This window comes from Promicromonospora sp. NPDC110617, assembly GCF_055598465.1.
Genome location: NZ_JBVKBM010000003.1, coordinates 228,362 through 242,691 on the forward strand (window position 1 = coordinate 228,362; position 14,330 = coordinate 242,691).

General features: G+C 73.5%; 13 protein-coding genes. 3 read left to right on the forward strand and 10 right to left on the reverse strand.

Annotation, left to right across the window (positions count from 1 at the left end):
* The first annotated feature begins 92 nt into the window (after positions 1–92).
* Positions 93–476, forward strand: coding sequence for an ArsR/SmtB family transcription factor (locus tag ACZ7LE_RS18790; RefSeq protein WP_470404768.1), 384 nt, complete (start codon positions 93–95; stop codon positions 474–476).
* A complete protein-coding gene (locus ACZ7LE_RS18795) occupies positions 473–1,420 on the forward strand; it encodes a cation diffusion facilitator family transporter (RefSeq protein WP_470404769.1) in 948 nt (315 codons plus the stop codon). The genes ACZ7LE_RS18790 and ACZ7LE_RS18795 overlap by 4 nt, the downstream gene beginning before the upstream one ends.
* A gap of 129 nt (positions 1,421–1,549) precedes the next feature.
* On the opposite strand, the gene ACZ7LE_RS18800 is transcribed toward ACZ7LE_RS18795, so the two are convergent.
* Positions 1,550–2,158, reverse strand: a complete 609-nt coding sequence (locus ACZ7LE_RS18800; RefSeq protein WP_470404770.1) for a TetR/AcrR family transcriptional regulator — start codon at positions 2,156–2,158, stop codon at positions 1,550–1,552.
* Between the two features lie 85 nt (positions 2,159–2,243).
* Here ACZ7LE_RS18800 and ACZ7LE_RS18805 point away from each other — a divergent pair, with 85 nt between their 5' ends.
* The gene (locus ACZ7LE_RS18805) at positions 2,244–2,675 is read left to right on the forward strand and encodes a nitroreductase/quinone reductase family protein (RefSeq protein ID WP_470404771.1); all 432 of its coding nucleotides are present in this window, start codon (positions 2,244–2,246) and stop codon (positions 2,673–2,675) included.
* Positions 2,676–2,683: 8 nt separating this feature from the next.
* Here ACZ7LE_RS18805 and ACZ7LE_RS18810 read toward each other — a convergent pair whose 3' ends face one another.
* The 9 genes from ACZ7LE_RS18810 to ACZ7LE_RS18850 all read right to left on the reverse strand — a co-directional run bounded on the left by ACZ7LE_RS18810 (position 2,684) and on the right by ACZ7LE_RS18850 (position 14,327).
* On the reverse strand, positions 2,684–3,814 hold the full coding sequence (locus ACZ7LE_RS18810; protein ID WP_470404772.1) for an epoxide hydrolase family protein: 1,131 nt from the start codon (positions 3,812–3,814) through the stop codon (positions 2,684–2,686).
* Positions 3,815–3,911: 97 nt separating this feature from the next.
* Positions 3,912–5,120 carry a M6 family metalloprotease domain-containing protein gene (locus tag ACZ7LE_RS18815; protein WP_470404773.1) on the reverse strand — a complete coding sequence of 403 codons (1,209 nt, stop codon included), beginning with the start codon at positions 5,118–5,120 and terminating at the stop codon, positions 3,912–3,914.
* 64 nt (positions 5,121–5,184) lie between these two features.
* Entirely contained in the window at positions 5,185–7,908 is a 2,724-nt protein-coding gene (locus tag ACZ7LE_RS18820) for a glycoside hydrolase family 127 protein (protein WP_470404774.1), read from the reverse strand.
* Complete coding sequence (locus ACZ7LE_RS18825; RefSeq protein ID WP_470404775.1) at positions 7,901–9,343, reverse strand: aminopeptidase P family protein; 1,443 nt, start codon at positions 9,341–9,343, stop codon at positions 7,901–7,903. Before ACZ7LE_RS18825 ends, ACZ7LE_RS18820 begins: the two co-directional genes overlap by 8 nt.
* Positions 9,340–10,635 (reverse strand): alpha/beta fold hydrolase, encoded by a 1,296-nt coding sequence (locus ACZ7LE_RS18830; protein WP_470404776.1) that lies wholly within the window; start codon positions 10,633–10,635, stop codon positions 9,340–9,342. Before ACZ7LE_RS18830 ends, ACZ7LE_RS18825 begins: the two co-directional genes overlap by 4 nt.
* Positions 10,632–11,483 carry an ATP-binding cassette domain-containing protein gene (locus ACZ7LE_RS18835; RefSeq protein WP_470404777.1) on the reverse strand — a complete coding sequence of 284 codons (852 nt, stop codon included), beginning with the start codon at positions 11,481–11,483 and terminating at the stop codon, positions 10,632–10,634. Before ACZ7LE_RS18835 ends, ACZ7LE_RS18830 begins: the two co-directional genes overlap by 4 nt.
* Positions 11,480–12,349, reverse strand: coding sequence for an ABC transporter ATP-binding protein (locus ACZ7LE_RS18840; RefSeq protein ID WP_470404778.1), 870 nt, complete (start codon positions 12,347–12,349; stop codon positions 11,480–11,482). The genes ACZ7LE_RS18835 and ACZ7LE_RS18840 overlap by 4 nt, the downstream gene beginning before the upstream one ends.
* Complete coding sequence (locus tag ACZ7LE_RS18845) at positions 12,346–13,338, reverse strand: ABC transporter permease (protein WP_020018274.1); 993 nt, start codon at positions 13,336–13,338, stop codon at positions 12,346–12,348. Before ACZ7LE_RS18845 ends, ACZ7LE_RS18840 begins: the two co-directional genes overlap by 4 nt.
* Complete coding sequence (locus ACZ7LE_RS18850; protein WP_470404779.1) at positions 13,338–14,327, reverse strand: ABC transporter permease; 990 nt, start codon at positions 14,325–14,327, stop codon at positions 13,338–13,340. The genes ACZ7LE_RS18845 and ACZ7LE_RS18850 overlap by 1 nt, the downstream gene beginning before the upstream one ends.
* Positions 14,328–14,330 lie beyond the last annotated feature (3 nt).

Here is a 14,330-nt window from a genome sequence, read left to right on the forward strand (position 1 = left end):
TTTTGAGGCCCGGGTTTCTTCGCTTTGGGTCGGCTCAAAGAGGAGAAACCCGGGCCTCAAAGGGGAGTGGGGGTGGCTGGTAGCATCGTCGCATGGCGATGACAGAGGTGACGGGCGATGTCGCAGCCCGCGAGTCCGAGGCGATGGTCGTGGCGGCGTGCCTGTTCCACGGGTTCTCGGATCCGTCGCGGCTGGCGATCCTGCAGCACCTGGCCCTCGGCGAGCACCGCGTGGTCGACCTGACCAAGCACCTCGGCCTGGCCCAGTCCACGGTGTCCAAGCACCTGGCCTGCCTGCGGGACTGCGGGCTCGTCGAGTCGCGGCCGCAGGGGCGGGCGTCCGTGTTCTCGCTGACCCACCCGGAGGCGACGCTCGCGGTGCTCGCGTCGGCCGAGCAGCTGCTGGCGCTGACCGGCGACGCCGTGGCCCTGTGCCCGGTCTACGGCGTGGACGGCTCGGCGGGAGCGGCGTCGTGAGCCACGGTCACGGTCCCGGTGGCCACAGCCACGGGCACGACGGCGGAGCGCACGCCGACCCGGGCGGACGGCGCCGCCTGGCCGTCGCGTTCGGCATCACGGCGTCCGTCTTCGTCGCTCAGGCGGTCGGCGCGCTGCTCACCGGCAGCCTCGCGCTCCTGGTCGACACCGCGCACATGCTCACCGACGTGGCGGGCCTCGCCATCGCGCTGGGGGCGGCGTCGCTCGCGCTGCGGCCGCCGTCGTCGCGCCGGACCTGGGGGTTCCGGCGGGCCGAGATCCTGGCCGCGCTCGCGCAGGCCGCGGTGCTGCTCGCCGTCGGCGTCTACGCCCTGGTCGAGGGAGTGAGCCGCCTCGTCGGACCGGCGGAGGCGCCGGGGCCGGGCCTGCTCGTCTTCGGGATCGTCGGCCTGGTGGGCAACGTCGTGGCGCTGCTCGTGCTCGCGGGCGGGCGCTCGGCGTCGTTCAACCTGCGCGCCGCGTTCCTGGAGGTGGTCAACGACGCGCTCGGCTCGGTCGCGGTGATCGTGGCCGCGGTCGTGATCGCGACGACGGGCTGGGAGCGGGCCGACGCCGTCGCGGGGCTCGTCATCGCCGTCCTCATCCTGCCGCGAGCCGCCCGGCTGCTGGCCGACTCCGCGAGCGTGCTGCTGGAGTCGACCCCGCCGGGCATGGACCTCGACGAGGTGCGGGCGCGGCTGCTGGAGGTGGAGCACGTCGAGGAGGTGCACGACCTGCACGCCTCGCTGGTCGCCACCGGCCTGCCGACCATCAGCGCCCACGTCGTGGTGCGCGACGTCTGCTTCCGGGACGGCCAGGCGCCGCCAGTGCTCGACGCCCTGCAGCGGTGCGTCGCCACGCAGTTCGACGTGCGCGTGGAGCACTCGACCTTTCAGCTCGAACCCGCCGAGCACGCCCGCCACGAGGCGCCGACGCACGCTTGATCGTTCGTCGGTCGAGCTTGTCGAGACCCAGGTCACGAACCGGGGTCTCGACAAGCTCGACCAGCGGTGCTCGACCGGCTCTGCGTGATCCGGGTCTCGACAGGCTCGACCAGCGGTTGCCCGCGCGGCCTACGCTTCGGAAACCCCGCACACCCGCTCGACCAGGTCGCGCCAGCCCGCCTCGAACCGCGCCGTCGGCTCCGGCCCGACCAGCTCCGGCCCCGCGAAGAGCTGGAGCAGCAGCGGGCCGTCCAGCGCGTACGCGAGCTGGCCCGCGAGCACCTCGACGTCGGCGCCGGGCAGGTCGACCTCGCGCAGCAGCACCCGCAGGTGGATCTCGGACAGCGGGCGCCGCCCGCCCGCGCGGCGCCCGTCGAGCGTGGCGCGCGCGACCGCGTGGTGCTCCGCGAGGAAGCGGACCCGGGCCGTGCCGTAGGCGACGATCCGGTCGACCGGCGGCGCCCCGGGGCCGAGCGGCGGCGGGCCGCTCAGGACCTGCTGCTGCAGGTCGCGCTCGGCGTCGTCGAGCAGGGCCTGGAAGATGCCCGCCCGGGAGCCGAACCGGCGGAACACCGTGCCCTTGCCGAGCCCCGACCGTTCGGCCAGGAGGTCCATCGTCAGGCAGTCCGGTCCCGCCTCGGCCAGGAGCTCCCGGGCCGAGGCGAGCAGGAGCTGCCGGTTGCGCGCGGCATCGGCCCGCTCCGGCCGCGGTGTGCCCCACGTCATCGGCGTGCTCATGTCCGGATGCTATCCGGCGGAGCTTAACCGGGGTAAAGTCCGGTTAGGCCGGCCGGGGGGTCGGCGGAGGTCGGAGGAGGACCAGATGTCAGACATGAACACCGAGATCATCGAGGCGTTCCGGGCGAACGCGGGCATCGTCGAGTCACCCGTCGCGGGCGGGCACTTCGACGGCAAGCGCCTGCTGCTCCTGCACCACGTCGGGCGGGTCAGCGGCAAGCAGTACGTGACGCCGCTGGTGGCCGCCGTCGACGGCGACGCCTACCTGGTCGTGGGGTCGATGGGTGGCGCGCCGAAGGACCCGACCTGGGTGGCCAACGTCGAGGACGGTACGGGCGAGACGACCATCGAGGTCGGCGACGAGACCCTGCGGGCGACCACCACCGTGGTGCGTCCCACGTCGCCCGAGTGGGAGCGGCTCTACGGGATCTGGGCCGCGTACTGGCCGGACGCCAAGGTGTACGAGACCCACACCGACCGCAAGTTCCCGGTGATCCGGCTCGAGCCCAAGGCCTGAGCCAGGGCTCAGCCGCCGTCGACCTCGCCGTCGACCGACCGGACGAACTCCCGCACGCGCGCCGCCATCTCCTCAGGCACCTCACCCACCGTGAAGTGACCGCCCTCTTCCAGGCGGTCGAACACGCGCAGGTCGAGGTAGTGGCGGCGCGCGAGCGACTCGGGATACGTGCCCTCGTGCCGCTGGACGAACACCGCTGCCGGCACCGTCGTCGGCGGGATCGGGTCGGGCTGGTCGGCGCCCTCGTAGTACGGCCGGAACGACGACGCGATGCTCTGGGTGGCCCAGTAGATCGTCGCCTCGGTGAGGATGCGGTCGCGCGAGATGCGCCGCTCGACGGCGCGGGGGTCACCCGGTGGGGTGTCGCTCCACTCGACGAGCTTCTCGGTCAGCCAGGCGAGGAGGCCGGCGGGGGAGTCGTTGAGCGCGGTCGCGAGCGTGTCCGGCCGGGTGGCCTGGACGTGCCCGTACGCGCCGTCGGTCTGGTGCTGCGCGGCGATGCCGTCGAAGAACTCCTTGACCTCGGGGTCGTCGAGCGCCGCCCGCTCCGCCGTGGTCGGGAAGTGCGCGTGCGTGGCGACGATGCCCGCGACGTGCTCCGGATACCGGGCCGCGATGAGGTCGCTGACGTTCGCCGTGACATCCTCGCCGTAGGTGAGGTACCGCTCGTAGCCGAGCACGTCGGTCATCAGCGCGTGCATCGTGCCGGCCAGCCGCTTCTCCGACATCTCGCCGTCCGCGTACGGCGTCGAGAACGCGAAGCCGGGCAGGCTTGCCACCACGACGTGGACGTCGGGCAGCAGGTCCGCGAAGTCGAGCTGCAGCGCGAACGTGTGCGGCCACCCGTGCAGCACGAGCAGCGCCGGGGCGTCCGGCTGCTCCGACCGGAGGTGCACGAAGTGCACGTCCGCGCCCCCGACCTCGGCCAGGAACTGCGGGTGCCCGTTGAGCCAGGCCTCGCGCGCCCGCCAGTCCCAGCTGATCCAGTGGTCGACCAGCTCGTGCAGGTAGCCGGACGTCATGCCCGACGGCGGACGCCGGGGCGAGTCCTCGGGGATCCTGCTGCGCGCCAGACGTTCGCGCAGGTCGCCGAGGACCTGGTCGGGGACGTGGACCGTGAAGGGCCGGGGCTCGCTCATGGCACGACGGTAGACGCCGCCACTGACATCGACCGGCCTGCCGCCCGTGTCGGACGTCCGGGTCACCCGGGTGACCTGGACGTCCGACACGGAGGGATCAGGGAGTGACCGTGACGCGCAGCGTGCCCGCCGGGCCCGCCCGGAACGCGAGCACCGCACCCGTCGTCGGCTCGGTCCAGGACGAGCCCGCCGCGAACGGGGCGTCGTCCAGACCGTCCGCCGAACCCGGCGTCGCGTCCACCACCCGGACCGGGCCCTCGCCCGAGCGCACGGACGTGTCGACCGTGTACACCAGGGCGCCCCGCGCCTCGATGCCCTCGTCGTAGCCCACCGGCTGCCGGTTCTCGACGACGACGGCGCGCGTCTCCGACAGCGGGTAGACCACCATGGCGGCCTGCCCTGGCCTGGCGTCGGCGGACAGCGCCACCGGTGCCAGGCGCGCCGACGTCGTCCGGTCCGATCCGGCGCACACCACCTGGTCGTCGTCGAGCCAGCCGAGCTGCCAGCGGTGCCAGGCGAAGTACTCCGGCCCCGCGCCCGAGATGAGCCCCATCAGGTCCCAGCCGCCGACCGCCGCGTGGTAGTTGCCCGGGTCCTGAGGCGGCGCCTCGAACAGGTACAGGTCCGGCAGGCCGAGCGTGTGCCCCGACTCGTGCGCCAGCACCAGCCCGCCCCAGCGCCACTGGTCGTAGCCGAAGGTCACGGCGTGCGTGAGGTGGTTGCCGTCGGCGGTGACGTCCAGGAAGTTCGTCGTGGGCGAGTAGGTGATGTTCGGCGCCTCCTTCGTGGCCGTCACCCAGACCACGTCGACGTCGGAGAAGTCGAACGTGTCGTTGGCGGCCGTGATCGCGTCGCCGATGTACCGCACGTGGTCCTCGTAGCTCAGGCCTCGCTCGAACGGGTACGACGTTGAGGGCTCGGGCATCCGCACCCAGCCGTCCGACACCGTCGTGGTGACGTCCAGCTGGCCGCCCGAGACCCGCTCCAGGTACTCGACGCCGGGGGCCAGGTTGGCCTCCGCCTCGGCCGCGGAGGCCGCGGACGCCGGATGGTCGTCGAAGTCCACGAGCAGCAGAGCCGCCTTGAGCGTGCCGGCGGCCGGGAGCGCCTGGTCGTCCACCGGGAACCCGGAGCCGAGCCCGTCGACGGCGGCGGGCAGGCGGCAGGCGTCGGACGCCGGGGCGGCGACTGCGGAGGACGGCGGGGCGGCTGCCGCGCTCGCCGGCACGGCACCGAGGGCGAGGGCGCTCGCGGCGATCGCCGCGAGCGGTAGGGCCAGGGACTTCCGGACGGCTCGCTGGTTCATGCGTGCTCTCCTGTTCGCTGGTCTGAGTGTTCGCTGGTCTGACATCAGTGGAACCTTGACCCGGTTACTCGGCGTCCGCGGGCGGGAGCACCAGGGTGCGTACCGGCTCCTGGTTGCCCGCCCGGTCGGTCGCGGCGAACTCGATCACCTGGGGCACGTCGGACAGCGCCCGGCTGAATGGCTCGGCGAACGTGGCCCAGAACGTGTCCGGCCCCTTCCACCGGATGCTGTCCACGCCCGAGACGTCGTCGACGGCGGCGAGGTTGATCTCGACGCCCCGCGGGCCTAGCCGCTTGGTCGTCACCGTGGTCCGCGGCGGCTTGGTGTCCACGCTGACCTCGCGGACGACGCGCCGTTCCCGGCCCGCGTCGTCGACGGCGCGCGCGGTGACCGTGTGCACGCCGTCGGCCAGCACCAGCGGTTCCTGTCCGGCGGGGGCCCACGGCTCGTCGCCGACGCGGACCTCGACGACGGGCTCGCCGACGTCGGCCCGCGCGGTGACCGTGAACTCTGGCGGCCGGAGGTACCAGCCGGTGACGCCGGGCGCGGCGGCCGCGACGATCTCGACGCGGGGCGCGGAACCCTCGTGCGTGGTGGTCGGCGCTCGCGACAGGAGCGCGGCCTCCTCCGTGGCCCGGCCCGCGGATCCGGGCCCGCCGTCGGCCTCGGACGGCCGCCCGACGGCGGAGCGCGCCGCCGCCAGCAGCACCTGCCGCCCCTCCGCGGCGCTCAGCAGCCCGAGCTCCACGAACTCGTGCGTCGCGCGCAGCACCCCTTCGACGAACGCGGAACGGTCGGCGAACCCGCCGTCCGACCACAGCACGTCGAGAAAGGTGCGGCCGTCCGCACGCGCCGCGTTCGGCACGCCCGAGTCCGCCGCCGGGTCGACCCCCGCGAACGCGATCCGCGCGTCGGCCCGGCGCAGGTACATGTGGTACCTGGCGTCGGACCCGGACCACGTCGGCTCCAGGACGAGGTCGCCGAGGCGCCACGTGCCGTCGTCGGCGGAGGTCAGCGGGGCCTCCAGCGTGCCGTCGAGCCGCCGCCAGGTCGCGGCCTCCAGCGGCAGCCAGGTCGTGGCGGCACTGCGGGCCAGGAGCACCGTCGGCCCGAGCTCGAGGGTGACCACCGAGGTGTCGTCGGGGGCCGGGACCTCGCGCAGGGTGAGCGGCATGTCGATCTCGACGACGGTGCCGGGCCGCCAGTCGCGCCGCAGGGCGACGTACCCGCCGTCGGCCCGGACGGGCTGCGCCTCGCCGTCCACCGTCACGGTGAAGGCGCCGTCCGCGACCCAGCCCGGCACCCGCAGGCGCAGCTCCAGGTCGCCGGTCGCGTCGACCTCGATCCGGCTGCTGCCCTCCAGCGGGTAGTCCGTGCGCTGCACCAGCCGGACGCCGGCCTCCGGCCAGCTCGCCGTCGAGGCCACGTAGAGGTTGACCCAGACGACCCGCGCGGCACCGGCGAACGACCGGAAGTACACGGAGTCCTGGTACTTGACGTGGTTCTCCAGCCCCGTGCCGCCGCAGCACGTGCCCACGTTGTCCCACTCGCGCAGCGCCCCCGGGTGCACGGGGAACATGTACGTCACCTCGGGCGAGTCGTCCGAGTCGGCGTCGCGCCGCGAGCCCAGGATCTGGTTGGTCACGGCCCGCTCGTAGTAGTCGGCGAACCGCGCCTTGCCGGTGCGCTCGAACAGGGCGCGCGCGATCTTGAGCATGTTGTAGGTCACGCACGTCTCGGCGTTCCGGTTGCCGATGTCGCCCGCCACGGCGCCCGCCGGGCCCCAGAGCTCGTTCTCGCCGGAGCCGCCGTGGGCGTAGGTGCGGCCGGGCACGAGCATGTCCCAGAGGTGGACGACGGCGTCCGTGTAGCGCGTCTCGCCGGTCAGGTCACCCAGCGCGAGGTAGCCGAGCAGCGTCGCGGCGTGCTGGTTGGCGTGCATGCCGTCCAGCTCGTCGCGGCCCGCCGCCGCGAAGTCCAGCAGGGTGTCCAGGTCGAACAGCCGCGCCGTGTCGACGAACGTGCGGTCCCCGGTAAGCACGGCGAGGTCGCACAGCACCTCGTTCATGCCGCCCGCCTCGCCCGCGATGTACAGGGCCCACATCTGCGCGCGCTGCTCCGCGGGCAGGACGGACAGCCGCCCGTGCACCCAGCGCCCCATCTCGGCGGCGACGTCCAGCGCCACGACCGAGCCCGTGTGCCGGTACGCGTCGAGCAGCCCGGCCATGATCTTGTGGCACGTGTAGTACGGCGCCCAGATCTCGCCGTAGGGCGCCAGGCCCTCCAGGCGGGAGAACTGCCACTCGCCGTAGGCGGCCAGGAACCCGGGGTGGCTGTACCGGCCGGTCGCGGCCAGGGTCTCCTGGACCTCCCGCAGCCCCTCGACCATGTCGTCGACCTTGGCCTTGAGCTCGGCCCGCTCCGCGGCGTCGCCCGGGCCGCCGGCCGCGAGCGCCAGCATGGACAGGAAGTGCCCGGCGTAGTGGCCGCGCAGCAGGTTGGCGGTGGGCGCGGCCTCGCGGCCGGGGTAGTCGTGCGGGCCCCAGGCGTCCTCGTCGGGGTGGCCGAAGTCCTCCCAGCCGCCCGGCGGCAGCGCGCCGCGCGTGTCCAGCCCGGCGTTCGCGCGGAAGACGGCGAGCAGCCGGTCCACGGGGTACACGCGGGCCAGGTGCAGCATCTGGTCCCGCGCCCGGGTGAAGACGCCGCCCGTCAGGACGACGTCGGCGAGCGGGAACGGCTCGGCCACCCGGGCCCCCACGCCCGGCACGGAGAGCACGGCCTCAGGCATCGCCGATCCGTTCCGCGGTCCAGCGCTCGATGCCGGCGGCGTCGATGGGCAGCGCGTCCGAGAGTACCTCGGCGCCGTCGGGGGTGACCAGCAGGTCGTCCTCCAGGCGCACGCCGATGCCGCGCAGCTCGGGCGGCACGGTCTCGTCGTGGGCGTGGAAGTACAGGCCGGGCTCGACGGTCATCACGACGCCGGGGGCCAGGGGAGCGGCCTGGTAGGCCTGGTAGTCGGAGTGGGCGCAGTCGTGGACGTCCAGCCCGAGGTGGTGCCCGATGCCGCAGACCAGCCAGCGCCGGTGCTGCTGCCCGCCCGGCGACAGCGCCTCGTCGACGGAGACGTCGAGCAGCCCCCAGTCGTGCAGACCCTGGGCGATGACCTCCATGGAGGCGTAGTGGAAGTCGAGGTACTCCACGTCCGGGCGGATCTGCGCCATGCCGGCGCGGTGCGACTTCTCCACGAGGTCGTGCACCTGGCGCTGGACCGCGCTGAAGGTGCCCGACGGCGGGATGGTGCGCGTCACGTCGGCGGTGTACAGGGAGTTGGCCTCGACGCCCATGTCGAGCAGCAGCGGCAGGTCGGGCAGGATCGGGCCGTCGCACCGCACCCAGTGCAGGGTCGGGGCGTGCGGGCCGGAGCCGACGATCGTCGAGTAGCCCGGCCCGTTGCCGAACGTGCGCGCGTGGCGGTCGAACGTGCCCTGCAGCCAGCGCTCGCCGAGCCCGCCGACGGCGCGCGGCACCTCGCGGGCCACGGCGTCGAACCCGGTCACGGTGTGGTCGATCGCCTCGCGGAGCTGGCCGATCTCCCAGTCGTCCTTGATCATCCGCAGGTCGGACAGGGCGCGGGCCAGGTCCTCGGACGGCTTGAGGCCGAACCGGCGCACCAGGTCGTCGTCCACCGACGGCGCGGCGAGCGCGCCGTCCAGCTTCTCCAGCACGCCGTCGAGCGCGGCCCGCGGCTCCACCGCGATGCCCAGCGCTCCGGCCCAGGCGGCCAGGTCCGGGGAGGGCCCGACCCAGAGCTCGCCGTAGGCCGCGTTGGCGAAGAACTCGCTCTCTCCGGGCCGGGCGGGCGGCGGCAGGTACAGCGTGGCGTCGTGCCCGCCGTCGCCCGCCCGCAGCACCAGGACGCCGTCCTCGGCCTGCGTGCCCGTGAGCCACACGAAGTCGCTGTCCGCGCGGAACCCGTACATCGCGTCGCCGTTGCGCAGCGGCGCGCGTCCGGCGCTGACCACGGCGTCGCGCGCGCCGATGCGCTCCGAGAGCCGGCGGCGGTGGTCGGCGGCGGCCTCCGGCGCGCCGGGGATCACCGGGACGACGACGTCGGGCGCGCCCCAGCCGCGGGCCATGTGGGCGTTGAACGCCGGGCTGTCGGCCAGGCGGGGTGCGCGGGTGCCCGCGTAGGGCGGCCGGCCAGGGGTGTGGTGCGTGCTCATCGGATCTCTCCTCCTCGGTCGCGGACCAGCTCGCGCAGGCGCTCCAGCACGCGTGCGTCGCCGATCCCGTCGTGCTCGTACTCGTTGGTGACCCAGGCCTGCGCCGACCCGACCCGCGAGAGCGTGTCGAGCTGCAGACCCGAGTCCACGAACATGTCGTCGTGGTAGACGATCGCCGCCAGGGGCACCTCGTTGGCGGCCAGGCGGTCCAGGTCGTACAGCGGCGACCACTCCTGGCGCGCCGCCAGCTCGTGCACCGCTCCCGCGAAGGGGCGCAGCAGCCGGATCTCGTCGAACATCCACGGGAACGCCATCTCGCCCGTGAACAGCAGCGGACGGCGGTCCGCGTCGAACTCCGGCCGCCGGTCCCGCTCGGCCTGCGCCGCCCAGCCCGTCGGGCCGTTTCCGCCGTGCCCGTAGATCGACTCCTGCAGCGTCCAGAACAACGGGCCGTCCGCCTGCGCGGTGCGGACCATCGCCTCCTGCAGGAACCCCGCCGACAGCCGGCCCGGCGCCGCGAACGCCTTCTCGACGAACCAGTGCAGGCGCTCCGGCCCCGGCTTCATGCCCAGGTCGATGCCCATGGACTGGAACCGGCGCACCGTCAGCACGTCGCCGTCCGGCAGCCGGACGTCGCCCTGCGCGAGCCGGTCCGCGATCGCCGCCACGGCCTCGACGTCGGCCGGGTAGCGCCGGTAGAACTCCGCCGTCTTGCCGGCTACCCGGCCGAACGTGCGGCGGTAGACCTCCGCGGCGTCCGGCGGCGTGCCCGGGATGCCACCCGCGACGTAGCAGGCGCGCAGCGCCTCGGGTGCGCACGACAGGTACGTCAGCGTGATCCAGCCGCCGAAGCTCTGCGCCAGCGTGGCCCACCGGCGCCCGCCGTACACCTGCCGGCGCACGTCCTCCAGGTCCGCGACGATCGAGTCGGCCCGGTAGCACGCCAGCAGGTCGGCGCCCGCGCGGGCGTCCAGCCCGGCCAGCGCCTCGCCGTCCAGCGGCGAGCTGCCGCCCGTGCCGCGTTGGTCCACCAGCACCACGCGGTGGTCGCGCAGCGCCACGTCCAGCCAGCCGTCCCGGCGCAGCGGCCGCGGGTTCGCGCCGCCCGGCCCGCCCTGCAGGTACACCAGCAGCGGCAGGTCCTCGTCGCCCCGGGTCGGGTCCACGAGCTCGCGGACCAGCAGCGTCACCTCGCCCGCCAGCCTGCCCGACCGGTCCAGCGGCACCGCGAGACGGCGCTCGCGGACGCCGATGCCCGGCAGCAGGTAGGTGGTTGTCCAGGCCGCGCTCATCGGGCCCCCTCCGCCGCGAGCGCCGCGTTGCGCCGTCGGGCCGCCTCCCACTCGGGGCGGATGCGGGGCACGGCGTCGAGCAGCTTGCGCGTGTACTCGTGCTGCGGCGCGTCGAAGACGGCGTCGCGGTTGCCCTCCTCGACGATCCGGCCCTGCGTCATCACCGCGACCCTGGTGGCGATCTGCCGCACCACGGCCAGGTCGTGCGCGATGAACAGGTAGGTCAGCCCCTCCTCGCGCTGGAGGTCGCGCAGCAGGTTGATCACCTGCGCCTGGACGGAGACGTCCAGGGCGGAGACCGCCTCGTCGCACACCACCACGCGCGGCCCGACGGCGAGCGCGCGGGCGATGCCGATGCGCTGCGCCTGACCGCCGGAGAACTGCGCCGGGTACTTCTGCGAGTGGTCCGGGTCCAGCCCGACCCGCTCCATGAGGGCCTGGGTGAACGCACGCCCCCCGCCGGGAACCGACCGCTGCTGGTAGAGCAGGGGAGCGGTGACGATCCGCTCCACGGTGTGCCGCGGGTTGAGCGAGGAGTACGGGTCCTGGAAGACGACCTGCACGTCGCTGCGGAACCGGCGCAGGTCGGTGCGGCCCAGCCGGGTGACGTTCTCGCCGTCGAGCTCGACGGTGCCCGAGGTGACGTCGAGCAGCCGGGCGGCCAGACGCGCCGTCGTCGACTTGCCCGAGCCGGACTCGCCCACCAGGGCGAGCGTGTCGCCCGCGTTGATCTCGAAGCTCACGTCGTCCACGGCCCGGAAGGTGTCCGGACGGCGCAGGATGCCGCCCGTGCCCAGGACCGGGAACTCCTTGACGAGGTGCGTGGCTCTCAGGAGCGGCGCACTCATGCGGGGCCTCCGTCCTTCTCGTTGTTCGCTGCGACATCACCGGCGCCGCCGGCCGTGACCGCGCGCAGCTCGCCGATCTCGTCGTCGATGCGCGGTACGGCGTCGAGCAGCGCCCGGGTGTACGCGTGCCGCGGGTCGGTGAAGATCTGCTCGACGGCGCCGCGCTCGACGCACACGCCGTCCTTCATGACGACGATGTGGTCGGTGACCTCGCTGACCACGGCCAGGTCGTGCGTGATCAGCACCAGGCCGGTGCCGGTCTCGCGCCGGATCTCCTGCAGCAGGTCGAGGATCTGCGCCTGGACGGTGACGTCGAGCGCTGTGGTGGGCTCGTCGGCGATCAGCAGCTCGGGTTCGGTGCTCAGCGCCATGGCGATCATGACGCGCTGGCGCATGCCGCCCGAGAACTGGTGCGGGTAGTGGTCCACGCGCCGCGCGGCGTCGCGGATGTGCACCCGCTCCAGCGCCTCGATCGCCACGCGCCGGGCCACGCGTCGCGTGGTGCCGGGCCGGTGGGCGCGGTAGGCCTCCTCGATCTGCAGCCCGACCGTGTAGTACGGGTTCAGCGAGGAGAGCGGGTCCTGGAAGACCATCGCGACGCGGTCGCCACGCACACGGCGCAGCTCGGCCTCGGACATCCCGACGAGCTCCTGGCCGCCCAGGCGCACGCTGCCGGTGCGCTGCGCGGCCCGGGGCTGCAGCCCCATGATCGCCAGGCTGGTCATGGACTTGCCGGAGCCGGACTCGCCGACGATGCCGAGCGCCCCGCCTGCCTCCAGGTCGAGGTCGAGCGAGCGGACGGCGTCCAGCGGCCCGCGCGGGGTGGGAAAGGTGACCGTGAGGTCGCGCACCTGCAGCAGGCTCATGCGTTCACCCGCACTCTCGGGTCGATGGCGGTGTACACGACGTCGACCACGATGTTGCCGACGACGACGAGGAACCCGGCGAGCAGGGTGACGCCCATGATCACCGGCTGGTCGTTGCGGGCGATGGAGTCGGCGGCCATCTTGCCCACGCCGTTGATGCCGAACACGGTCTCGGTGATGAGCGCGCCGCCGAGCAGGCCGGCGAAGTCCATCCCGAAGATCGTCACGATCGGCGTCAGCGCGGGCCGCAGCGCGTGCCGGCGCCAGACGAGCGGCTGGGCGAGGCCCTTGGCGTAGGCGGTGCGCACGTAGTTCTCGCGCAGCACGTCGAGCACGTTGGCCCGCGTCAGCCGCGTGTAGGCGGCCGCGTAGCCGACGGCGAGCACGATCCACGGCATGACGAAGTTCGCGAACCACTGCCCGGGGTCGTCGGCGAACGCGACGGCCTGCGGGAACGGCAGCCACTGCAGCTTGACCACCAGCACGTACTGCAGCACGAGCGCGAGCACGTAGTTGGGGATCGACATGCTGGTCAGCGTCAGCCCGGTGGTGAACCGGTCGAGGAACGTGCCCTCCTTGACGGCGCTGAGCAGGCCGCCGGCCAGCCCGGCGAGCAGCCACAGCACGGCGGCGCCCACGGCGATCGTCGCGGAGACCGGCAGGCGCTGGATGATCATGTCCCAGACGGCCTGGCTGGACTGGAACGAGTAGCCGAGGCAGGGCGCGGCGCACTCGACGGCGCCGACCCCCTCGCCGTAGGTGCGACCCGCGAAGATGCCGACGACGAAGTGGAAGAACTGGGTCCAGAACGGCTGGTCCAGCCCGAGGTTGCCGCGGATCTGGTCGATGACCTCGGGCGTGCAGTTCTTGCCGCAGATCTGCACCGCCGGGTCCGGCGACAACGCGAAGAAGACCAGGTACGTGAACAGGCAGACCAGCAGCAGCACGCCGAGGCCGGAGGCGACTCGGGTGATCAGGAACCGGGGCATCAGCGGCCCTCCTGGGCGTCGACGACGGCGCGCAGGCGGTCGCCGAGCACGGTGAACGAGAGCACGAGCAGGAACAGGCACGTGCCGGGGAAGACGAAGTACGCGGGGTCGACGGCGTACCACTTCACGGACGCGGCGATCATCTGGCCCCAGCTCGGCGCCGGGGGTACCACGCCGACGCCGAGGAACGACAGGCCGGCCTCGGTGCCGACGTAGCCGGGCACGGCGAGGGTCGCCATCACGATGATGGTCGAGCGCAGGTTGGGCAGGATCTCGCGGAACACGATGCGGGTGCCGCTCGCCCCGGCGGCGCGCGCCGCCTCGACGAACTCCCGCTGCGCGAGCGACATGGTCTGGCCGCGCACGATGCGCGCCAGGTAGGGCCAGCCGAACACGGAGATCACGACCACCAGGAGCGTGGACCGGTTGCCCGCCGGCAGGGCGGAGAGCACGGCGATCATGAAGATGAGCGCCGGGAAGGCCATGAGGAAGTCCATGACGCGCGAGATCACCAGGTCGACCCGGCCGCCGAAGTAGCCGGCCACGAGCCCGAGGGAGACGCCCAGCACGGTGGTCAGCGTGGTGGCGGACAGCGCGATGCTCATGGACACCCGCGCGCCGTAGACGATGCGGGCGAAGATGTCGCGGCCGCTGCCCGGTTCGACGCCGAACCAGTGCTCGGCGCTGACGCCGCCCCACGGGCCGATCGGCATGCCGCCGAGGTTGGGGTCGATCGCGGTCTGGTCGAACTCGTACGGGGTCCAGCCGCTGACGGCGGTCAGGACGGGCGCGAAGATCGCGACGAGCGTGACGAGCACGATGTAGCCGAGGCCGAGCATCGCGCCGACGTCGCGGCGCAGGGCCTGCCAGGTACCGCCGGCACCCGCCCGGAGGGCGCCGGCGGCTGGTGCCGCCGGCGCCTCGGGGGTGTCGTCGGTCCCGGCCTCGACGGGCCGGGCCGTCGTGAGATCGGTCGGGAAGGACGTCATGGA